The 18,860-nt window shown below is 44.4% G+C and carries 20 protein-coding genes; 12 read left to right on the top strand and 8 right to left on the bottom strand.

Features of this window, described 5'->3' with window-relative positions; all coding sequences use genetic code 11:
* The first annotated feature begins 228 nt into the window (after positions 1–228).
* Positions 229–1,440, top strand: coding sequence for a saccharopine dehydrogenase family protein (locus tag AC1XUF_RS10745; protein ID WP_483341786.1), 1,212 nt, complete (start codon positions 229–231; stop codon positions 1,438–1,440).
* Between the two features lie 38 nt (positions 1,441–1,478).
* Here AC1XUF_RS10745 and folB read toward each other — a convergent pair whose 3' ends face one another.
* The 3 genes from folB to AC1XUF_RS10730 all read right to left on the bottom strand — a co-directional run bounded on the left by folB (position 1,479) and on the right by AC1XUF_RS10730 (position 3,832).
* Positions 1,479–1,829 carry a dihydroneopterin aldolase gene (folB, locus tag AC1XUF_RS10740; protein WP_483341785.1) on the bottom strand — a complete coding sequence of 117 codons (351 nt, stop codon included), beginning with the start codon at positions 1,827–1,829 and terminating at the stop codon, positions 1,479–1,481.
* Between the two features lie 5 nt (positions 1,830–1,834).
* Positions 1,835–2,827, bottom strand: a complete 993-nt coding sequence (locus AC1XUF_RS10735) for a DivIVA domain-containing protein (RefSeq protein ID WP_483341784.1) — start codon at positions 2,825–2,827, stop codon at positions 1,835–1,837.
* A gap of 102 nt (positions 2,828–2,929) precedes the next feature.
* On the bottom strand, positions 2,930–3,832 hold the full coding sequence (locus AC1XUF_RS10730) for a WD40 repeat domain-containing protein (protein WP_483341783.1): 903 nt from the start codon (positions 3,830–3,832) through the stop codon (positions 2,930–2,932).
* 60 nt (positions 3,833–3,892) lie between these two features.
* Here AC1XUF_RS10730 and AC1XUF_RS10725 point away from each other — a divergent pair, with 60 nt between their 5' ends.
* Positions 3,893–4,522: a 4'-phosphopantetheinyl transferase family protein gene (locus AC1XUF_RS10725; protein ID WP_483341782.1), complete on the top strand. Its 630-nt coding sequence runs from the start codon at positions 3,893–3,895 to the stop codon at positions 4,520–4,522.
* Between the two features lies 1 nt (position 4,523).
* On the opposite strand, the gene AC1XUF_RS10720 is transcribed toward AC1XUF_RS10725, so the two are convergent.
* Positions 4,524–5,372, bottom strand: coding sequence for a transglutaminase-like domain-containing protein (locus AC1XUF_RS10720; protein ID WP_483341781.1), 849 nt, complete (start codon positions 5,370–5,372; stop codon positions 4,524–4,526).
* A 213-nt stretch (positions 5,373–5,585) separates the two neighbouring features.
* Here AC1XUF_RS10720 and galE point away from each other — a divergent pair, with 213 nt between their 5' ends.
* From galE to AC1XUF_RS10685, 7 genes are read left to right on the top strand one after another with little or no spacing between them, the layout of a single operon-like run.
* Positions 5,586–6,599 carry a UDP-glucose 4-epimerase GalE gene (gene galE, locus AC1XUF_RS10715; protein ID WP_483341780.1) on the top strand — a complete coding sequence of 338 codons (1,014 nt, stop codon included), beginning with the start codon at positions 5,586–5,588 and terminating at the stop codon, positions 6,597–6,599.
* 2 nt (positions 6,600–6,601) lie between these two features.
* Positions 6,602–7,657 carry a dTDP-glucose 4,6-dehydratase gene (rfbB, locus tag AC1XUF_RS10710; RefSeq protein ID WP_483341779.1) on the top strand — a complete coding sequence of 352 codons (1,056 nt, stop codon included), beginning with the start codon at positions 6,602–6,604 and terminating at the stop codon, positions 7,655–7,657.
* Positions 7,658–7,691: 34 nt separating this feature from the next.
* A complete protein-coding gene (rfbA, locus tag AC1XUF_RS10705) occupies positions 7,692–8,558 on the top strand; it encodes a glucose-1-phosphate thymidylyltransferase RfbA (RefSeq protein ID WP_483341778.1) in 867 nt (288 codons plus the stop codon).
* Between the two features lie 39 nt (positions 8,559–8,597).
* On the top strand, positions 8,598–9,242 hold the full coding sequence (locus tag AC1XUF_RS10700; protein ID WP_483341777.1) for an O-methyltransferase: 645 nt from the start codon (positions 8,598–8,600) through the stop codon (positions 9,240–9,242).
* A 34-nt stretch (positions 9,243–9,276) separates the two neighbouring features.
* On the top strand, positions 9,277–11,733 hold the full coding sequence (locus AC1XUF_RS10695; protein ID WP_483341776.1) for a LysM peptidoglycan-binding domain-containing protein: 2,457 nt from the start codon (positions 9,277–9,279) through the stop codon (positions 11,731–11,733).
* Between the two features lie 11 nt (positions 11,734–11,744).
* Entirely contained in the window at positions 11,745–12,344 is a 600-nt protein-coding gene (locus tag AC1XUF_RS10690; protein WP_483341775.1) for a DUF3109 family protein, read from the top strand.
* Positions 12,328–12,660 carry an MGMT family protein gene (locus tag AC1XUF_RS10685; protein WP_483341774.1) on the top strand — a complete coding sequence of 111 codons (333 nt, stop codon included), beginning with the start codon at positions 12,328–12,330 and terminating at the stop codon, positions 12,658–12,660. Before AC1XUF_RS10690 ends, AC1XUF_RS10685 begins: the two co-directional genes overlap by 17 nt.
* Positions 12,661–12,708: 48 nt before the next feature.
* Here AC1XUF_RS10685 and AC1XUF_RS10680 read toward each other — a convergent pair whose 3' ends face one another.
* The 3 genes from AC1XUF_RS10680 to AC1XUF_RS10670 all read right to left on the bottom strand — a co-directional run bounded on the left by AC1XUF_RS10680 (position 12,709) and on the right by AC1XUF_RS10670 (position 15,569).
* Complete coding sequence (locus AC1XUF_RS10680) at positions 12,709–13,104, bottom strand: hypothetical protein (protein WP_483341773.1); 396 nt, start codon at positions 13,102–13,104, stop codon at positions 12,709–12,711.
* 238 nt (positions 13,105–13,342) lie between these two features.
* Positions 13,343–13,924 (bottom strand): hypothetical protein, encoded by a 582-nt coding sequence (locus AC1XUF_RS10675; protein ID WP_483341772.1) that lies wholly within the window; start codon positions 13,922–13,924, stop codon positions 13,343–13,345.
* 178 nt (positions 13,925–14,102) lie between these two features.
* Entirely contained in the window at positions 14,103–15,569 is a 1,467-nt protein-coding gene (locus tag AC1XUF_RS10670; RefSeq protein WP_483341771.1) for a sodium:solute symporter, read from the bottom strand.
* A gap of 108 nt (positions 15,570–15,677) precedes the next feature.
* Here AC1XUF_RS10670 and AC1XUF_RS10665 point away from each other — a divergent pair, with 108 nt between their 5' ends.
* The 3 genes from AC1XUF_RS10665 to AC1XUF_RS10655 are packed head-to-tail and all read left to right on the top strand — an operon-like array spanning position 15,678 to position 17,322.
* Positions 15,678–15,953: an ATP-dependent Clp protease adaptor ClpS gene (locus AC1XUF_RS10665; RefSeq protein ID WP_483341770.1), complete on the top strand. Its 276-nt coding sequence runs from the start codon at positions 15,678–15,680 to the stop codon at positions 15,951–15,953.
* Between the two features lie 16 nt (positions 15,954–15,969).
* Complete coding sequence (gene recR / locus AC1XUF_RS10660; RefSeq protein ID WP_483341769.1) at positions 15,970–16,584, top strand: recombination mediator RecR; 615 nt, start codon at positions 15,970–15,972, stop codon at positions 16,582–16,584.
* 24 nt (positions 16,585–16,608) lie between these two features.
* Positions 16,609–17,322, top strand: a complete 714-nt coding sequence (locus tag AC1XUF_RS10655; protein WP_483341768.1) for a superoxide dismutase — start codon at positions 16,609–16,611, stop codon at positions 17,320–17,322.
* Between the two features lie 66 nt (positions 17,323–17,388).
* Here AC1XUF_RS10655 and AC1XUF_RS10650 read toward each other — a convergent pair whose 3' ends face one another.
* Positions 17,389–18,732, bottom strand: coding sequence for a tetratricopeptide repeat protein (locus tag AC1XUF_RS10650; protein ID WP_483341767.1), 1,344 nt, complete (start codon positions 18,730–18,732; stop codon positions 17,389–17,391).
* Positions 18,733–18,860: the final 128 nt, after the last annotated feature.

The raw sequence follows: 18,860 nt of genomic DNA, 5'->3' as shown, positions 1-18,860 counted from the left end.
AGCAAGACGGAGCGATGAAAGTTTCTTGAAAATAACAACGCAGTCCAAACCAGCAGTGTTTCTTTGGATTTCAAAAACAAGGTATAGACCGGTGATGAAAGTGGATGACCTGGCCTGGCATCAAGTGTTCAGGCTTTCGAAGGCAAAATGATAAAACTGGTTAACGGAAATTTAAATTGAAAAATTAACCTGCCATTCTATCTTTGCCGGAAATTTAAAACAAATAAAATGTCCAAGGTTCTTATCATTGGTGCTGGTGGTGTTGGTAGTGTGGTCACACATAAATGCGCATTGAACAGCAACGTATTTACCGAAATATTACTGGCCAGCCGCACGAAGGCAAAATGCGACAAAATAGCCGCTGAAATTCTGGAAATGCATGGCGTAACGATCCAAACCGCTCAGGTGGACGCCGATATCGTTGCGGAAACGGTATTACTCATCAAACGATTTCAGCCAAAAGTCTTAATCAATGTCGCGCTGCCGTACCAGGATTTAACAATCATGGAGGCCTGCCTGGCTACCGGTGTTCATTATCTGGATACCGCCAATTATGAACCAAAAGACGTAGCTAAATTCGAGTACAGCTGGCAATGGGCTTATCAGCAAAGATTTAAGGACGCCGGACTGATGGCCGTCCTTGGCTGCGGTTTTGATCCTGGCGTTACACAGGTTTTTACTGCATACGCTGCCAAGCATCACTTCGACGAGCTGCATTACCTGGACATTATCGACTGTAATGCAGGAGATCACGGGAAAGCATTTGCCACCAATTTTAATCCCGAAATCAACATTCGTGAAATCACGCAGCCGGGCCGTTACTGGGAAAATGGGGAGTGGGTTGAAATTCCCGCTATGTCCATCCATAAGCCAATTGAATATCCCGGAATTGGGCCAAAGGAAAGTTATGTCCTTTATCATGAAGAGCTTGAATCGCTGGTCAAAAATTTCCCAACGTTGAAACGCGCGCGATTCTGGATGACTTTCGGACAAGCCTATATCACGCATTTGAATGTCCTTGAAAATGTGGGTATGACGAGCATCAAGCCGATCAAATTTAACGGAATGGATATCGTTCCCCTGGAATTTCTGAAGGCAGTGCTTCCTGCACCGGATTCGTTAGGAGAAAATTACTCAGGCCAGACTTCGATCGGATGCCAGATCAAAGGAATTGAAGACGGTGAAGAAAAGACATATTATGTGTGGAACAACTGTGATCACGCCGAATGCTATCATGAAGTGAGGGCGCAGGCAGTAAGCTACACCACCGGCGTACCTGCCATGATCGGCGCGATGCTGATGCTGACGAATGAAGAATGGATGAAGCCCGGCGTTTACAATGTAGAAGAACTAAATCCGGACCCTTTTATGGAATTGCTTAACCAGCACGGATTACCGTGGAATGAGCGGATTAATGTTAATCTTCCACACGAATATTAACAAAAAGGGGTGGTTTAAAAACCGCCCCCTTTTTGTTGCTACCCTTCCATCGTGATCACCGCCCGGGTACAAACCCCACCTACCGGCGGATTGAATTTGGATACTCTGACTGTAATGTTCGCGACCAGCGGGTAATGCTGCCTGATCCGCTCGATGACCGTGAAGCCAATATGTTCTAGTAATTTCGCGGGTTCCTGCATCACTTTGGAGGCAATCTGGTATATGGTCTCGTAATTGACCGTTTCACTCAGTTTATCGTTCTGCGCCGCTTCCCGGAAATCAGCAGTAATGGTGATGTCCAAAGCGTATTTGTTACCAATTCTCTGTTCTTCTGGATAGTACCCGTGGTAAGCAAAAAATTCGAGTCCTTCGAGGCTGATCGTTCCCAATGTGACTAGATTTGATCAAAGAATGAGCCGCCGCCACCTGATTTCTTGGGTTGCGCACTTTCGCGTGGCCTGTTAACGCCATTAGACGTCTCCCTTGCTTTTTCGGCAGTTTTATGCATTTCGGCCAGCACTTCGCTCATCTCATCTGCCGCGGTTTTGACAGTTTCTTTGGTGCGGTATTGTATTTTTTCTTCAACCGGTTCGGGTTCGGGCTCCGCTTTTTGCAGGATTTCTTGTTCTTTTAATTCCGCTTCTGCCAATACCTCCTCGTCACTTTCGACCTTGCCCTCGGTATCGATCACCTCAAAAACTACATCTGGCTTATCATCATGCATCAACACGCTCACTTCCGCAACGGGTTCGTCCACTTCCGTTTCCTCGGTTGTTGCCGACGAAATATAGTAAAGTGGTTTTTTAGGGATTTCAATTTCAGAAACATGTTGTTTAATCTCCTCCATTTTATTCAAAACAGACTCCTTATCATATTTCTGCTCGAAGCGCTCAACGGTATCAATGGTATTATTCGCGAGGGACGTCAGCTGCACGATCAGATTATCCCGGAAGTTTTCAATGGCCTTGAAGTCCCTTTCCTGTTTTTTAATTTCGGCGGCAAATTCCTCTTTATATTGTCTCAGGCGTTCTTCCGTCTGACTGATGATCTGGCTCGTTCTGGCTTCAGCCTCCATCACCAAATCGCTTGCGGTAACCTTTGATTCTTCAATTCTTTTTTCTGCTAATTCATTCGCTTCTTTCTCGATCAGCTTGCTGGTATCCTCTGCTGCTTTTAATGTTCTGAACAGTGTGGATTCTATGTCTTTAAGTTTACTGAGTTCCTTTTCAGCGTATTCAAGCTGCATTTTCAGCAGGTTGTTTTCACTCGAAAACCGCTCCCACTCCTGTGACAATGAATTCAGGAAAGCATCTACTTCATCCGGGTCGTAACCTCTGAAAATCTTTTCAAAAGTATGCTTGCGTATCTCTATAGCGGATATTTTCATGATGCTAAATGCTTTGTTACTTATTTAAAAACAGTCGTGTAAGTTAAAGATATATGAGTCATTTTTCAAAGTATTTGCCAATAATACCATATTATAAGTATGCTATTTCAGGACCTCCCAAACCGAGATCATCCGGTCGTCGCTGCACGAAATCAGCTGATTTTCAAAGCTGGTCCAGAGGAGTTTATTAACCGATGTGCCATGCCCAGCATACCTCGCCCTGTCGATTATTTTCCTAAGTTGGAAGGTACCTGCATCCCAGACCTTAATGGATTTATCCATGCTGCAGGTGGCAAATAATGTACTGTCGGGACTAAATACAATGTCGTTGATCGCATACAAATGCGCTGGGATATCAGATACAATGCCGTATGCATCATTTACATCCCATATTTTCAGGTGCGCATCACGCCCTGTTGTGAAAAGGTATTTACCGTCCGGTGAGTACTTAACGGAAAAGACCGAATTTGAATGTGATTGGATCGTCTTTTTTAATTTGAAACCATCCATATCAAAAATATGGATCTTACTATTGCTGTCGCCGGTGGCAAATTCATTGGTGCCCGGATTGAATGCAATGGTCCGGATGCTTTTATCCGATACTTTGATATGCTTTTGGACTGAAAAAGAAGCCACGTCCATGACGATTACAACACCATCGCCCAATGCCAGAAATGCTTTTTCGTCCGAGATCTGGATATCAAATATGGCGGCGGTGGTCAGTTTGGACGTTTTCTCAATCCGGTTATTTGCCGTATCGAGCACTTGTACTCCCTCGTAATTCTGACCGATCCAAAGCGCGTCCCTGTTTTTTTCCAAAGCCAACGCGTAAACAGATGTTCCTGCCTTGGCGACCAGTTTCCCGAGATCGGGCTTGTTCAAGTCCCATTGAATGACAAAGCCATCGCCGCCTGCGGAATAAAAACCATGCAGGGAGCGATCAGAAATAATTGTGTAGACACTGTCCCGATGACCTGAAAAAGTGTCTACTTTGCGAATATTCATCCGATTAGTTTAGTGACGGAAAGTAAGTAACCAAAAATAGAAATTGTAAACAGAATTCTTATGCCGCTCGTTCATTCCGAAATGATTGGAGAAACTTGTACGCTGCTGCTCTGGAAACTGACCGAAACAGAAAGTGAGTTAAGGGAAAAGCTGGGTGACAGCTACATTACAGAAGAGCTGAAAGTGATAAGCCACCCTCAGAAAGTTCGTGAATGGCTGGCCAGCAGGCTCCTTATCAAAACCCTCGCAGAACAGTTTGGCATCGCATATGTAGGGCTTCACAAGGACGAGCATGGAAAGGCATTTCTGATCAATAATGACTCCCACATCTCCATTACCCATACTTTCGAATTTGTTGCAGTGGCATTGAATCCCTTAGCGGCTGTTGGGATTGATATGGAAAAATGCGACGAAAAACTGCAAAGGACGTCTTCTAAATACCTGTCTATCCCGGAATTTGAAAATGCGGCAAATGAGGTATCCTTGCTGTGCATGTACTGGTCGGCAAAAGAGGCTTTATACAAATTACACGGCAAGAAAAAAATCAGCTTCAAAGAGGCTATCCGGATTAGCCCGTTTTCAAAATCAAGCGAAATATTGCAAGGTAAGCTGACCGATGAGCCCCTACTCGTCAAATCCAACATCCATGTCAGATGGTTCGAAAACCATTGTCTGGCCATAGCCCTGTAAGTCAGTGATCATCCTGATCGTCCAATGTAGATTTCAGGATTTTTTCTATTTCCCTGATTTTATCCTGCTCACTCGTTTTTTCGTAAGATAAAATCAGGTTTCTCAGCACCCTTTGGACGATTTCTAGATTGGTACAAGGCTGATAAAAAATATCCTTGGATTTGATGTTCAATTGCGCAATGTAGTGGTCAATGTCCGTTTTGGAGAAGATAATACCCCTGTTGAAAACATTGATATAAAACTGCGTCTTGTCATTTTTATAGGTCAGTACAAACAAATTGGGCAGGTTAACACCATAAACGGGCATTCCGAGCTTGCGGGCGATCAACAGATAAATCACGCAAAGTGTAATAGGATTACCCCTCCTGCTTTCCAGCACCACATTAATCATTGAATTGGATGGGGAATGAAAATTCTTGGTATTCGCCGCGAAGTTCATCATGCCGAAAAAGATGCCGTTGATGCGTTTCACCTGGTCCACCGCATTCATTTCTTCCTGAAACTGTATCCAGATATCGTAATAGAGCTGCTCGATCGTCGTTTTCAGCTTTTCCATTGAGAGGTCGGGATAGTGGTAGGTTGCGATGATCCATAAACCTTCCAGAAGATCCAGACCTCCCCCGTTTTTCCAGGCCTGCAAGCGCTCTATCATGATGCTCAACTGAAGTTCATGGATCAATTCCTCAATTTTCCGCTGAACAATTGGGTTAAAACTCTCCTCCCATTCTGTCTCCAAAAAAGGAATCACATTTCCTCCCAATGACAAGATCTTTCCTTCAACATGCTGGCTTACTTCATGATCTTCGTCATCAAGCAGCGATATCAGCGCTTTGATTTCTCTCTGGTTCATTTTCCTCAAATCTGCATTTAACAACCAACGGATAAATAAAAACATTTTTTTTATATGGATGTCAAATTTTCTACTTTTGCCCGGAAAAAATAAGGTACGGAACCTTCAGTTTTTAATATTCCTGTGCTCAAAATTCCTTTTAATTACATACCTGAACCCGTCTTCGTCCAAGACCCAAACAAGGATATTTCAGAAAAATTTAGATCATAACACATGAAAATTCTCGTTACCGGAGGAGCTGGGTTTATCGGTTCCCACACCGTTGTTGAATTGGATAAAGCGGGGTTCGAACCAGTCATTATTGATAACCTGTATAACTCCAATCTCGGTGTTTTGGAAGGTATTAAAGAAATAACAGGTAAGGATTTCCCATTTTACAAGATAGACTGCAACGACACTGAAAAAGTAAGAGGCCTTTTCGAAAAGGAAAAATTCGATGGGGTTATCCACTTCGCGGCCTACAAGGCTGTTGGAGAGTCAGTCGAAAAACCGCTGAACTACTACGAAAACAACCTTATTTCGCTGCTGGTACTTTTGAGAACAATGAAGGAATTCAACGTTGATAAGTTCGTATTCTCTTCTTCATGTACAGTTTATGGCCAACCCGAGCAGCTACCGGTTACAGAAAACACCCCTCGCCAGCCCGCTGCTTCACCTTACGGCAATACCAAAGCGATTGCCGAAGACATTATCAGGGACCATGTGCATTCCGCACCCGGCATTAAGGCTCTTTCTTTAAGATATTTCAATCCGATCGGAGCTCATGAGTCGTCGTTGATTGGCGAGCTGCCCAATGGCGTGCCAAGTAACCTTGTACCTTACATCACGCAAACTGCCGCTGGTCTCCGCAAATCGTTAACCGTGTTCGGAAGCGATTACAATACGCCTGACGGTACCTGTATCCGCGACTTCATACATGTGGTGGACCTGGCCAAAGCGCATGTGAAAGCATTGGAATTGCTGGAAGCGCAAAGTGATTCGAATTATTATGACGTTTTTAATGTCGGAACTGGCGAAGGTTACACGGTTTTACAATTGATTAACACGTTTGAAAAGGTGAATGGAGTAAAACTGAACTATACAATCGGGCCACGCAGGGAAGGCGATGTGGAGAAGATTTATGCGCAATCCGATAAAGTAAACAATGTAATGAAATGGTACGCTGAGAAAACCATGGCGGATGCGCTCCGGGATGCGTGGAACTGGCAATTAAAAATAACTTCTTAACAATGAAGAAAATCTTAATCACAGGCGGCGCAGGTTTTATAGGATCGCACGTCGTACGACGCTTCGTCAACTTCCACCCTGACTATCATATATATAACCTGGATGCCCTCACTTATGCAGGTAATCTTGAAAATCTCAGAGATATAGAGAATGCGCCCAATTACACTTTTGTAAAAGGCGACATCGTGGATGCCGAATTCATTGACAAGCTGATCGGTGAAAACGATTTTCACGGAATTGTACATCTCGCAGCAGAAAGTCATGTAGACAGGTCGATCACGGATCCCATGTCATTTGTCATGACGAATGTGGTCGGGACTGTGAACCTTCTGAATGCAGCAAAAAAGGCTTGGAAAGACGATTTTTCCGGTCGCCGTTTTTACCACGTTTCTACAGATGAGGTATATGGTGAGTTGCATGACCCAGGAACGTTTTTCGTGGAAACGACGAAATATGACCCTCGATCTCCTTATTCCGCTTCGAAAGCTTCGTCCGACCATTTTGTAAGGGCGTACCATAATACCTATAAATTGCCCGTCGTAATTTCCAACTGCTCCAATAACTATGGCCCCAATCATTTCCCCGAAAAACTGATACCTCTGATGATTCACAATATCATTCAGAAAAAGCCACTGCCTGTTTACGGAAAGGGTGAGAACATCAGGGATTGGCTATTCGTAGAAGATCATGCGATCGCTATCGATGTCATTTTCCATCATGGAGTGAACGGCGAGACTTACAATATCGGGGGCCATAACGAATGGAAAAACATTGACCTGGTCATGCTTCTTTGCAGCATCATGGACCGCAAACTCGGCCGTCAAGAAGGAGAGACTGCCAAACTGATTACTTATGTGACCGACCGGGCAGGACATGATCTTCGCTACGCGATTGATGCGACCAAACTTTCAGTTGAGCTTGGCTGGAAGCCTTCCCTTCAATTTGCGGAAGGATTGGAACGGACTGTTGATTGGTACCTCAACAATCAGGACTGGCTGAACAACGTCACATCCGGCAATTATCAGAAGTATTATACCGAAATGTATTCGGGCAGGTAGCCAGGTCGGCTTACATTCATTTGAACTTGATATTATGAAAGGAATTATTTTGGCTGGAGGCTCCGGAACAAGGTTGCATCCATTGACATTGGCAGTAAGCAAGCAACTCATGCCGGTTTATGACAAACCAATGATATATTATCCCTTATCCATCTTAATGCTGGCAGGGATAAGAGAAATTTTGATTATATCTACGCCACATGATCTGCCGCATTTTGAAAAACTGCTTGGAGATGGCAGCCGCCTCGGCTGTGCATTCAGCTACGCGGTTCAGCCGAGCCCCGATGGTCTCGCACAGGCATTTATAATAGGGGAAGAATTTATTGGGAATGATAAAGTGGCGTTGATCCTGGGAGACAATATTTTCTATGGATCGGGATTATCCCAACTTCTGCAATCCAATAATGATCCGGATGGAGGAGTTATCTTTGCTTATCAGGTACATGATCCTGAGCGATACGGAGTTGTGGAATTTGATAAATCCAACAATGTACTTTCCATTGAAGAAAAACCAGAAAAGCCCAAATCCAATTACGCAGTCCCCGGCCTTTATTTTTACGACAACGATGTGGTCGAGATAGCCAAGACCATCCCTCCTTCACCACGCGGGGAGCTTGAAATCACGGACGTGAACCGTGTTTATCTGGAAAAAGGAAAACTGAAAGTCGGCGTTTTGAACAGGGGAACTGCCTGGCTCGATACCGGAACTTTCCAATCACTTATGCAGGCAGGCCAGTTTGTTCAGGTTATTGAGGAGCGTCAGGGCCTAAAAGTAGGCTGCATTGAGGAGATCGCATATCGGATGGACTTTATTACAGCAGAGCAGCTGCGTGAAATTGCTAAACCATTGGTTAAAAGCGGTTACGGAACTTACCTTGAACGCATAGTAGCCAATTTATGATGGAATAACTAACATTGCGTCGATTCAGATTGGTTTGAAATGAAGTTTTTGGCAGAGGAAATCGAGGAGTATTCTTTATTGCATACGGAGAATGAGAGCGAATTGCTGAAGTCTTTGAATAGAGACACACATGCCCACATTCTTAGTCCCCGCATGTTATCGGGCCACTTGCAAGGCCGTTTCCTGTCCTTTATTTCCCGGATGATCCGCCCGGATCGCATATTGGAAATCGGCACGTACACTGGTTACTCCGCATTATGTCTTTGTGAGGGACTGCAGCCGGGCGGAAAACTGGTTACTATCGATATCAATGAAGAGCTGGAAACTTTTACACGGAAATTTTTCAGCCTGAGCCCTTTCGAAAATTCAATCGACTACCTGATCGGTAACGCCCTGGATATTGTACCATCGTTGTCAGAGACATTCGATCTCGTTTTTATTGACGCAGATAAAATCAATTATTCTTCTTATTTTAACCTTTGTCTTGAGAAAGTCAGAACAGGAGGTTTCCTGATCGCCGATAACGTCCTGTGGAGCGGGAAAGTGATACAGCCACCCAATGCAAAAATAGACAAGGACACTCAGGCGTTATTGGATTTCAACCAGATGGTTCATGAGGACACCCGCGTCTCCAATGTTCTCCTGCCCATTCGGGACGGATTAATGATACTTCAAAAATTATAGGTATTTACTTAAGTAAGCCAAGCACCATTTATTTATGGCAAGAACTTTCATACAAATCCAATACGTCACACTAGCTTTTATCTTATTCGCTTTAGGCGGGGGAAACCTGAATGCGCAAAGCGTCCCTGAAATCCCTGCCAGCGTTTCCTTCGGTGGCATCACTGTCAAATTTGACCGGAGCGCGCAAAATCTGATCGAAGAGGATGTAAAAAGTCTGATGTCCAATAAAAAGTTCTGGGAAGAGAAAATGGACAGAGCTATCCTTCACTTCCCGATAGTAGAAGGCATTTTGATGGATGAAGAAGTTCCCATTGACTTTAAATACCTGGCCGTTCAGGAAAGTTCTTTTAAACCGGATGTTGTATCCACTTCCAATGCAGTAGGCTACTGGCAATTCAAACCGGAAACAGCACGGGGACTGAACCTCCGGGTTGATGGCGAGGTCGATGAAAGAAAAAACATCAGTTCTTCCACGCATGCCGCCGCTTGGTACCTCAAAAAAAACAACCAGCAGTTCAACAATTGGGTAACGACACTATATTCCTATTATCTGGGTGCAGGCGGCGTAAAAAAGGTTGTTCCGGCGAGCTGGGCCTATGCACGTGAGGTAACACTTACGTCCAAGACTGATCGCTACATGTTACGTTTCTTTGCGCACAAAATCGCATTGGAAGCTGGTATCGACAGGTACAAAACGCCGGTCTCCTACATTCTGATGGAATCGGATTTCGGCAAAGGAAAAACGTTTGATGAAATTGGGAACTCTCTCGGCATTGCTGCCGCGGATCTGCGGAATTATAACAAGTGGCTACTCGACGACAAAGTCCCCAATGACCGTGAATATCTGATCACGCTTCCTGTGCCATTAGACCAAGTAGCCACCGTCAGAGAAAAATTATCGCTGCCGCCACGGCAAACCACGGTTGCGTCGGTTTATGAGGATACTGGTTTTCCTGTTCTCAAAAAATCCGCGTCTCAGCCAAAAGATCCGAATGCGCCTCAATTGTATGAAATTAACGGCCTGCCAGGTATAGAAGCGCCTCCTGGCTATAAGCCCAAAAGCTTAGCCCAAGCTGCTGGTTTGCGAATGCCCAAGTTTATGCGTTACAACGATATGCTGGCGGAAATGCAGCTTATACCAGGCAATGTTTATTATTTGGCCAGAAAAAACAAAAAAGCAGCAACCCCATTCCATACTGCCAGACCGGGAGATACCTGGCATAGTGTATCGCAACAGTACGGGATCCGCCTGGTTAACCTTTTGAAATTCAACCGGATTACCAGTCGTAATTATCCAATTCAAACTGGCCAGGTTGTTTTTCTGACGAAAAAGCGTCCGAGAAAACAACCCGTCGAAATCATCGCCCCGCCCCAGCCGAAATCGGTGGTAAAGGACTCTGTTATTGCGGTTACCCCGGAAAAAGCTCCTGTGACGGCCGCAGCAGCTGCCAGCAATATTCCCGACAAGCCTTCTGGAAGAAAAAAATACACGCCGGTATTGGTCGAAAAAACGGATAACTCTGCTGCAACAAAGAACCCTGAGTCGGGCACTGTAGCTACTCCGGCTGTCGGCAGCGTTCCTGTTGCTGCGGCTCCTAAAACAACCACTTCCAAATCCCAGCCTGCCGACGCCGATGACCGCGTGGTAATTATCACCCAGGACAATACGGACGCAACTTTTAGATCTGGAGAAGAAGAAAAACCAACTGCCAAAACCGATGTTCCTTCAAAGGTGATTACGCCGAACGATACCCGTACGACCGCTCCAGCCACCTCGGTATACGCACGCCAAAAGGCGGCGGCAGAAGAAAGAGCGGCCAAAGAAGCAGCTGCAAAAGGCAACGTGGCGGAAAGGAATGCCTATCATACTGTTCAGCCTGGAGATACCTATTTTGGCATTGCAGAAAAATATAAGCTCTCCTTAAGTGAATTGCTGGAATTGAACAAGAGAACCAGCAGAAACCGCTTGATCGCCGGAGAGAAACTGATTGTCACTAAAAATGGCTTCAAGGAAATTGCTGAAACTCCGGAGGAGCCAGTGAAAAAAGCGATACCTGAGCGAATTGAAGTAACCCGGACTGAGCCTGTACAAACATTCAAAACTCCGGAAGAAATCAAGGAAGAAACCCGGCAGGCCGCCAGCTTCGGAAGCGAATTTCACGTTGTCCAGGCCGGTCAGACCTATTATAGTGTTTCAAAAGCTTATGGCTTGACCATTAAAGAGTTACTGGAACTGAACGGCCTTGATGATTCGGACCGTCTGAAATCCGGCCAGCGGCTACGTGTAAGAAAGCCTGAAGCCCAGAGTTCCAACGACGCCGTCAATCAAAACATCAGTGCAGGTAACCATACCCACACGGTGATAGCAGGTGAAACACTTTTCCGGATTGCCCAAACTTATCACACCAACATCGAGGACATTAAGAAATTAAACAATATCTCCGGGAACAGTGTGATGGTAGGACAAAAATTAAAAATACCTCAACAATAGGTAAGCAATTTATGATTCTCATCGACAACACATGCATTAGCGACGATATAGAAGACCAATTCTTCGTTTGCAACCTGGACAAATGCAAAGGCGCCTGCTGCGTAGAGGGAGACTCTGGTGCTCCGCTAGATGCAGAAGAACTTCCGATCCTTGATGAAATTTACCCATTCGTTGAGCCATACCTTTCAGCCGAAGGAAAAGCAGTGATCGCTTCGGAGGGAACATTTACCAAAGACTGGGACGGCGACTACGTAACGCCGATCATCAAAGGCCGCGAATGCGCCTATGCTATCTATGATCAGAAAGGAATTCTGAAATGCGGCATTGAAGCTGCTTATTTAGACGGAAAAATCAGTTACAAAAAACCGATTTCATGCCATTTGTACCCGATAAGGGTAACTAAGTACGAGCAATATCACGCCCTCAATTACGATCGGTGGGATATTTGCAGTCCGGCTTGCGGCTTCGGCAAGGAGCTGGGTGTTCCGGTTTATAAATTTCTCAAAGAACCTCTTATTCGTGCTTACGGCCCGCATTGGTACGACCAACTGACCGAAGAAATCAATGAGCGCCAGGCCGCCAGATCTGCAGGGAATGAAAAAGGGGAATGAATTTTTCAACGATGTCTATGATGTAGTGCGCCAGGTGCCTAAAGGGAGGGCGACTTCCTACGGGGCAATTGCAGCTTATCTCGGTAAGAAACGTGGAGCCAGGCTCGTTGGCTGGGCGATGGGCAACGGATATAACCAGAAAGAGCTGCCTGCGCATAGAGTTGTTAACAGCCAGGGAATACTAACAGCCAGGCACCTATTTGAAACGCCAACCACCATGCAGGACCGCCTTGAAAGCGAAGGTATAGTTGTAAAAAATGACAGGATACAAGACTGGAAGGAGCGCTTTTGGGATCCGGAAAAAGAGTTGTTATAGCAAAAAAATCCCGACCAGCGGCCGGGATTTTGCATTCATGGTGGACCCCTATTGCAATGAAATCAGCTTTTCGCTGGTGCTGTGAATCTGAACTTCCTTTACCAGCTTGTTCTTCTTGTTGAACAACTCAAAATAGTATGTTCCGTCGGTCATCTCTTCCAGGTCAAAAACTCTGCGGTACTTTGCGTCTTTTTGATTGAAGACCTCTGAATAATAGATTTTCCCTCCTTTATCCCGAAGAATAACTCTCAATTTATCACTGGCATTTTTGTCTACCGAAAGCTTCACCTTGTTGGTTTGTGCGACTTTGTACAGGGCAGCATCAAAAACCACCGCTTCAGGAGCAGCTTTTTCTTCATTTTTCTTTTTGTCCGTTGTAAATGAAGCAAGGGACAAAGTGAGCGCCAATGCGCAGAACAGGTTTGAAACGTTTGAAATTTTCATGGCTATTATGTTTATAGTTATCTCCCATGCGTCTTGCATGGTTGATCTCTACATAAAAAAGCATGTGCCAGATCCGGTTTCAAACAACTCACGGCTGACACATGCATGATACAAATTACTGACAAAGAGGATATTACATTATTTTCGAACAATTTTAAATGAAATAAGCTCTGTGTTCGGTAATGTTCAGAAGCGAACATTTGTACTTAAAACCGAACGGTTTAAATCTGAAGTCCCGTCAGATCTTGTTCTTGCCCCTGCTTTCGTTGGCAATCTTCTGGATCATGGGCAGCCTGCTGGCTGGGATCAGGTGTTTATAGTCCCAAAAAGCGGATACGCAAACAATTTTCCATTCCCCGTTTATCTTTTCCATCAACCTTACTTCTTTGCTATGATGGAAATTTTTCTCCTTTTTGTCGCTGTTAAATTGATCCCAGGTAAGATAGGCCACATTGTCATCAAAGAACTTGTATTTCATGTTTTTCCGTTCCACTATGGGGTGACTGGAAACAGGCTCGGGGTTGTCCACGATATATTTCCCGATTTGTTTGTTGATGTCATCCCAGCCAACATTTGAGTCGAAGGTACCATCGTTATTACTCCATGCCTGGAATGCGTAATCAGTTTGGGCGTAGTTCGATTTCCAGGCATTATAATCCCTTGCGAAAAATGATTTGGTTTCGTTCTCGATCACAGTGTTAATGGCTTTCTTTTCGTATTCAAGATCTGCTGCGCGGGTTTCTTCCTCCTCCTCTTTGGCCTTATCCGTGCAGGAAGAACACAGGATAAGCGCTAGTAAAATGACTGACATTGTTTTCATATTATAAAAGTTTAGTCTGTTAAATAATTAACTGAACCCAATCTTTTAAGACAACATCCATCGATACCGGAAGGTATTATTTATTATAAAGTTAATATTTTTTTGAACTAAAAAAAGAACAAAATCACAAAATTTGTAACCAAAAGCCAGAAAATTGTTTACCTCAAAAGGAGAAAGATTATTTGGAAGGCAAGTAAGGTTTTGATTTGCGATCGTATAGGAGCCAAAGTCCGATAAATGTAATCAATCCGTTGATAATCAATCTCTCAAAGCCAAATTTGTAACCATTGAACCACTCGGCAGAATGGTCGTTGATGACATAGGTGCATATGGGAGCAAGTATGCAAACAAGCGGCACCCAACGGTCTTTGACAGGTCTTTTCAAAAAAGCACCGTAGGAGAACAATCCAAGCAGTGGCCCGTAAGTGTAGCCTGCAAGATCAAACACTGCAGTTATGACTTCTTTGCTATTTAATCGATTGAAAATCAATATAACCAGGTAAAAAACAACTGAAAATCCAATATGTACCCAAAACTTGATGGAGGACCTGCTTTCTTCCGGCCTGTTCTCAATATTCATAAAATCGATACAGAACGCAGTTGTCAATGCGGTCAATGCCGAATCGGAGCTGGCATAAGTAGCCGCAGTAATCCCCAGGAGGAAGGTAATCCCAACCACTAATCCCAGGTGATTGAGCGCCAGCATGGGGTAAAAATCATCCGTTTTGGCCGTCACCGGGATACCCTGCGCTTCTGCATATACGTAAAGCAAGGCGCCAAGTGAAAGGAACAAAAAGTTAACCATGACCAGCACCACCGTAAACCAGAACATATTCTTCTGCGCCTCTCCGATGTTCTTACAGGTCAGGTTCTTCTGCATGAGATCCTGATCGAGCCCCGTCATCACAATAGCAATGAAAACCCCGGCAAAAAACTGTTTGAAGAAGTTTTTAGGGTCGTTGGTATCCCAATAGAAAATCTTGGAGTATCCACTGGTTTGAACCCTGTCCCAGATATCTCCGATACCGTTCAAATGCAGTTCATTAGATACAAGAACAATTGTGAGGATAACTGCTGTGATCAGAAAAAACGTCTGTAAAGTATCTGTAACAATAATGGTTTTGACCCCACCTTTGAAAGTATAGATCCATATCAGGAATATCGTGATGGCCACGGCAACTTCGAACGGTATACCGAGCGGCTTGAACAATGCGAGCTGCAGAACCTGGGCCGCCACATATAGTCTGACCGCGGAGCCGATAGTCCGCGAAAGCAGGAAGAAACCTGATCCGGTTTTATACGACCAAAACCCAAATCGTTGTTCGAGATAAGAATATATTGATATCAGGTTAAGTCTGTAATAGAGTGGCATGAGCACAGTACCAATCACTAAATATCCCAGTATATACCCTATAACAACCTGGAAGTAAGAAAACTGAATATTAACTACCGCTCCGGGCACTGATACAAATGTCACTCCAGACAGTGAGGTCCCAATCATTCCAAACGCAACGAGATACCATGGTGATTGCCGATTTGCGGTAAAAAAAGTATTGGTATCTGCTCCCCTGGAAGTGTAAATGGAAACCGTAATCAGCATTCCAAAATAGACGATCAGGATAAGCAGCGAAATGTATGGATTCATCAAAAGTGGGTATTAGAATGGATGGAGAAGCGGATTAAAAGGCACTTAAAACTTCTAATCATCTGCGTTTTTAATTAGATTTGCTAATCAAACAGAAATTTGGTTGTTATGCAAGCGCTTACAGATACGGAAGTAGAAATTCTGGACAAGACGGTTGATACCGATATCAAAAAGCTCATCATCTATAATGACGACATTAATACTTTTGACTGGGTTATCGACACTTTGATTGAAGTTTGCGGTCACTCCAATGAACAGGCGGAGCAGTGTACCATCATTATTCATTACAAAGGAAAGTGCGCTGTGAAAGAAGGGGCTTTTGATGAACTGGCGGGCATGCGCAACGAAATCTGCAGAAGGGGCATCTCTGCAGAGATTCACTAAACCACCTGGCCATCCCATGAATTATCCCTCACGCCTTATTGAGGATGCCGTTGGTGAAATTTCCCGCCTCCCGGGAATTGGTAAAAAAACAGCTTTACGTTTGGCATTACATTTGCTGAAGAGAGAGGAAGAGCAAACCCGCTCTCTTTCGGAAGCATTGGTGAATATGCGTACCAAAACGACCTATTGCGTGAAATGCCATAACATCGCTGACGACAAGCTTTGTAATATTTGCACAAATCCAAAACGCGATCAGTCGATCATTTGCGTAGTAGTTGATACACGCGACGTACTCGCCATTGAGTCTACCAATCAATACAAAGGCCTTTATCATGTTCTTGGGGGGATCATTTCTCCCTTAGAAGGCATTGGGCCTGCCGATTTGCAGATCGACTCCCTGGTTGCAAGAGTCGAAGATCAAAGAACAGTAGAGCCTGTCTGTGAGGTCATTCTTGCACTAAGTCCAACTATGGAAGGGGATACGACTGCATTTTATCTTCAGAAAAAGTTAAAATCCACAGGAGTAAAAATGAGTACAATCGCCCGCGGCGTCCCTATCGGGGGCGATCTTGAATATGCCGACGAAATCACGCTGGGGCGGAGCATCGTAAGCCGGGTGGCTTATGACTGATTAACAATACTTATAATCACGGTTATGAATAGAACAGATTTTTTGAAAACGTTAGCCGGTAGCACATTTGCCGTCGGAGCATTGGCTGAACAAACTTTCGCAGCATCGCCAAGCGGCGGATTAAACGCAGAAATGGCCCCTTTTAAACAGGCACCCCTTCTTTATGACTTTGGGGCATTGGAGCCAAGCATCGACAAAATGACCATGGAAATTCACTATGGCAAACATCATGCTACCTATGTAAAAAATCTCAACGACGCAGTTAAGGGCACGGAGTTCGAGAAAAAATCTCTTGATGATATCATTAAGTCTGTCGGCAAAGCACCGGTAGCGATCCGTAACAACGGAGGAGGACATTGGAACCACACGTTTTTCTGGGAAGTGATGGGCCCAAAAAAGAGCATGGCCCCTACCGGTGCCGTTGCTGACGCGATCAATGGGCAATTTGGGTCATTTGATAAATTTAAAGAGGAATTTACAAAAGCTGCCACTACCCGTTTCGGATCGGGTTGGGCCTGGTTGGTTGCTAAGGGAGGAAAGCTGGCAGTAGGCTCTACCCCAAATCAGGATAATCCATTAATGGATATTTCTGATTTTAAAGGCACCCCTGTATTGGCTTTGGACGTTTGGGAACATGCATATTATCTGCATTACCAAAACAAACGTCCGGATTATATCAAAGCCTTTTGGGACGTCGTCAATTGGGACAAAGTCGCTGAAAACTTAAAAAAGGCGTAGTATCACAGCAGCATAAGAAACGGGATAGGAAGAGTCTTCCTATCCCGTTTCTTATGCTAGTGAACCCTAGTTACAGTAAATGCTGATTACTTTATAAGCCTGCTGATAACCCAGTTCTCCGGCTTTGCTAAGATCCAGACAGCCATCATTCACTTCTCCCAGACTGTTTTTTAGAATCCCACGCAAATAGTATGCTTCCGGGTAGTCCGACCGTAGCTTTATAGAGCTGCTGAAATCCAGTACGGCACCCATTTGGTCACCACTAGCCGATCTGATCATTGCGCGCGAAAAATAGGCGTCAGAATAAGTGGGGTTCAATTCGACAGCCGTTGTCAGATCTTGTATAGCTCCTTTTATCTCCCCTACCTTAGATTTGCTAATCCCCCGGATAAAATATGCTTCTGCCCGCTCGTTAGTAAGATTTTCAATTTTAATATGATCGTGCACCTGATCTCTTAACTCATCCAGTTTTTCACGGTTTATTTTCCCATTGTAAGCGATTTTTTTGGGATCCCCCACATAGGTATTTTTCAATTCAATAGCTTTCGAAAGATCTGCAATTGCCCCTCTCGGATCATTGAGCTTGCCTTTCGAGAAGCCCCGGCCATAATAGGCGCGGTAGTCCTCAGGATTTAACTGAATTGTTTTATCGAAGTCAATAATTGCTCCTGCATAGTCCTCTACTTTATTTTTGGCAAAACCTCTGTTGCTATAGTACTCGCTGTCATTGGGACTTAACTCGATGGCCCTGGTAAAGTCTGCCGCAGCACCCTGGTAATCGCCCAATTCCAGTTTAGCCAATCCTCTGCCTGCATAAGCACCCGTCCTCTTAGGACTTAACTCAATTACTCTGGTAAAATCGGCCAGACTACCCGCATATTCCTGCAAATCCTGTTTGCAATTTCCTCTTGCATAAAGAGCGGCAAGCTCGTCTGGATTGATGGAAAGTGCATGGTCCAGGTCTACCAATGCGCTACGATGGTTCTTTAACTTCGCGTAGCTGACGCCCCGGTTATAGTAGCCTTTCGGTTCATCCGGCTTCAATTCAATTGCTTTAGAGTAATCTTCAATTGCAGAACGGTAATCTTCCTGCATACTCTTGCTGACCCCCCTGCTTTGGTAATACATAGCTTCCCTGGAATTCAGCTCAATCGCTTTGTCATAATCCAGTATCGCACCTCGATGGTCTTTTAAGTTGGCTTTCGCAAGCCCGCGGTTAAAGTAACTTGGCGCATGGTCCGGGTTCATTGAGATAACCGTGGTATAGGCCTGCATTGCTCCATTGAAGTCACCAGTGCCTGCTTTGGTGTTTCCTTCTTCAAAAAATTCTGCTGCGGAGCGTTGGGCAAAAGTGTGGTTTGGGAGAATGAACGCAATAAGGGAAGAAATGCCAAAAAATAGAATTTTCATGAATGTAAACCTTTTCCTCAAATCAAATATTTTTTACAATTAATGTATAAAAGTATTCAAATTCCGACGTAGCATCAAAAAAAGAAAAGCGCTATTTTCCGAGCCTGCTATTTAGAAATCTTTACTCG

The organism is Dyadobacter sp. HNCC25DJ185 (assembly GCF_056895195.1).
Note: the sequence above shows the minus strand (reverse complement) of the source record. Positions and strands in the feature narration are given on the sequence as shown.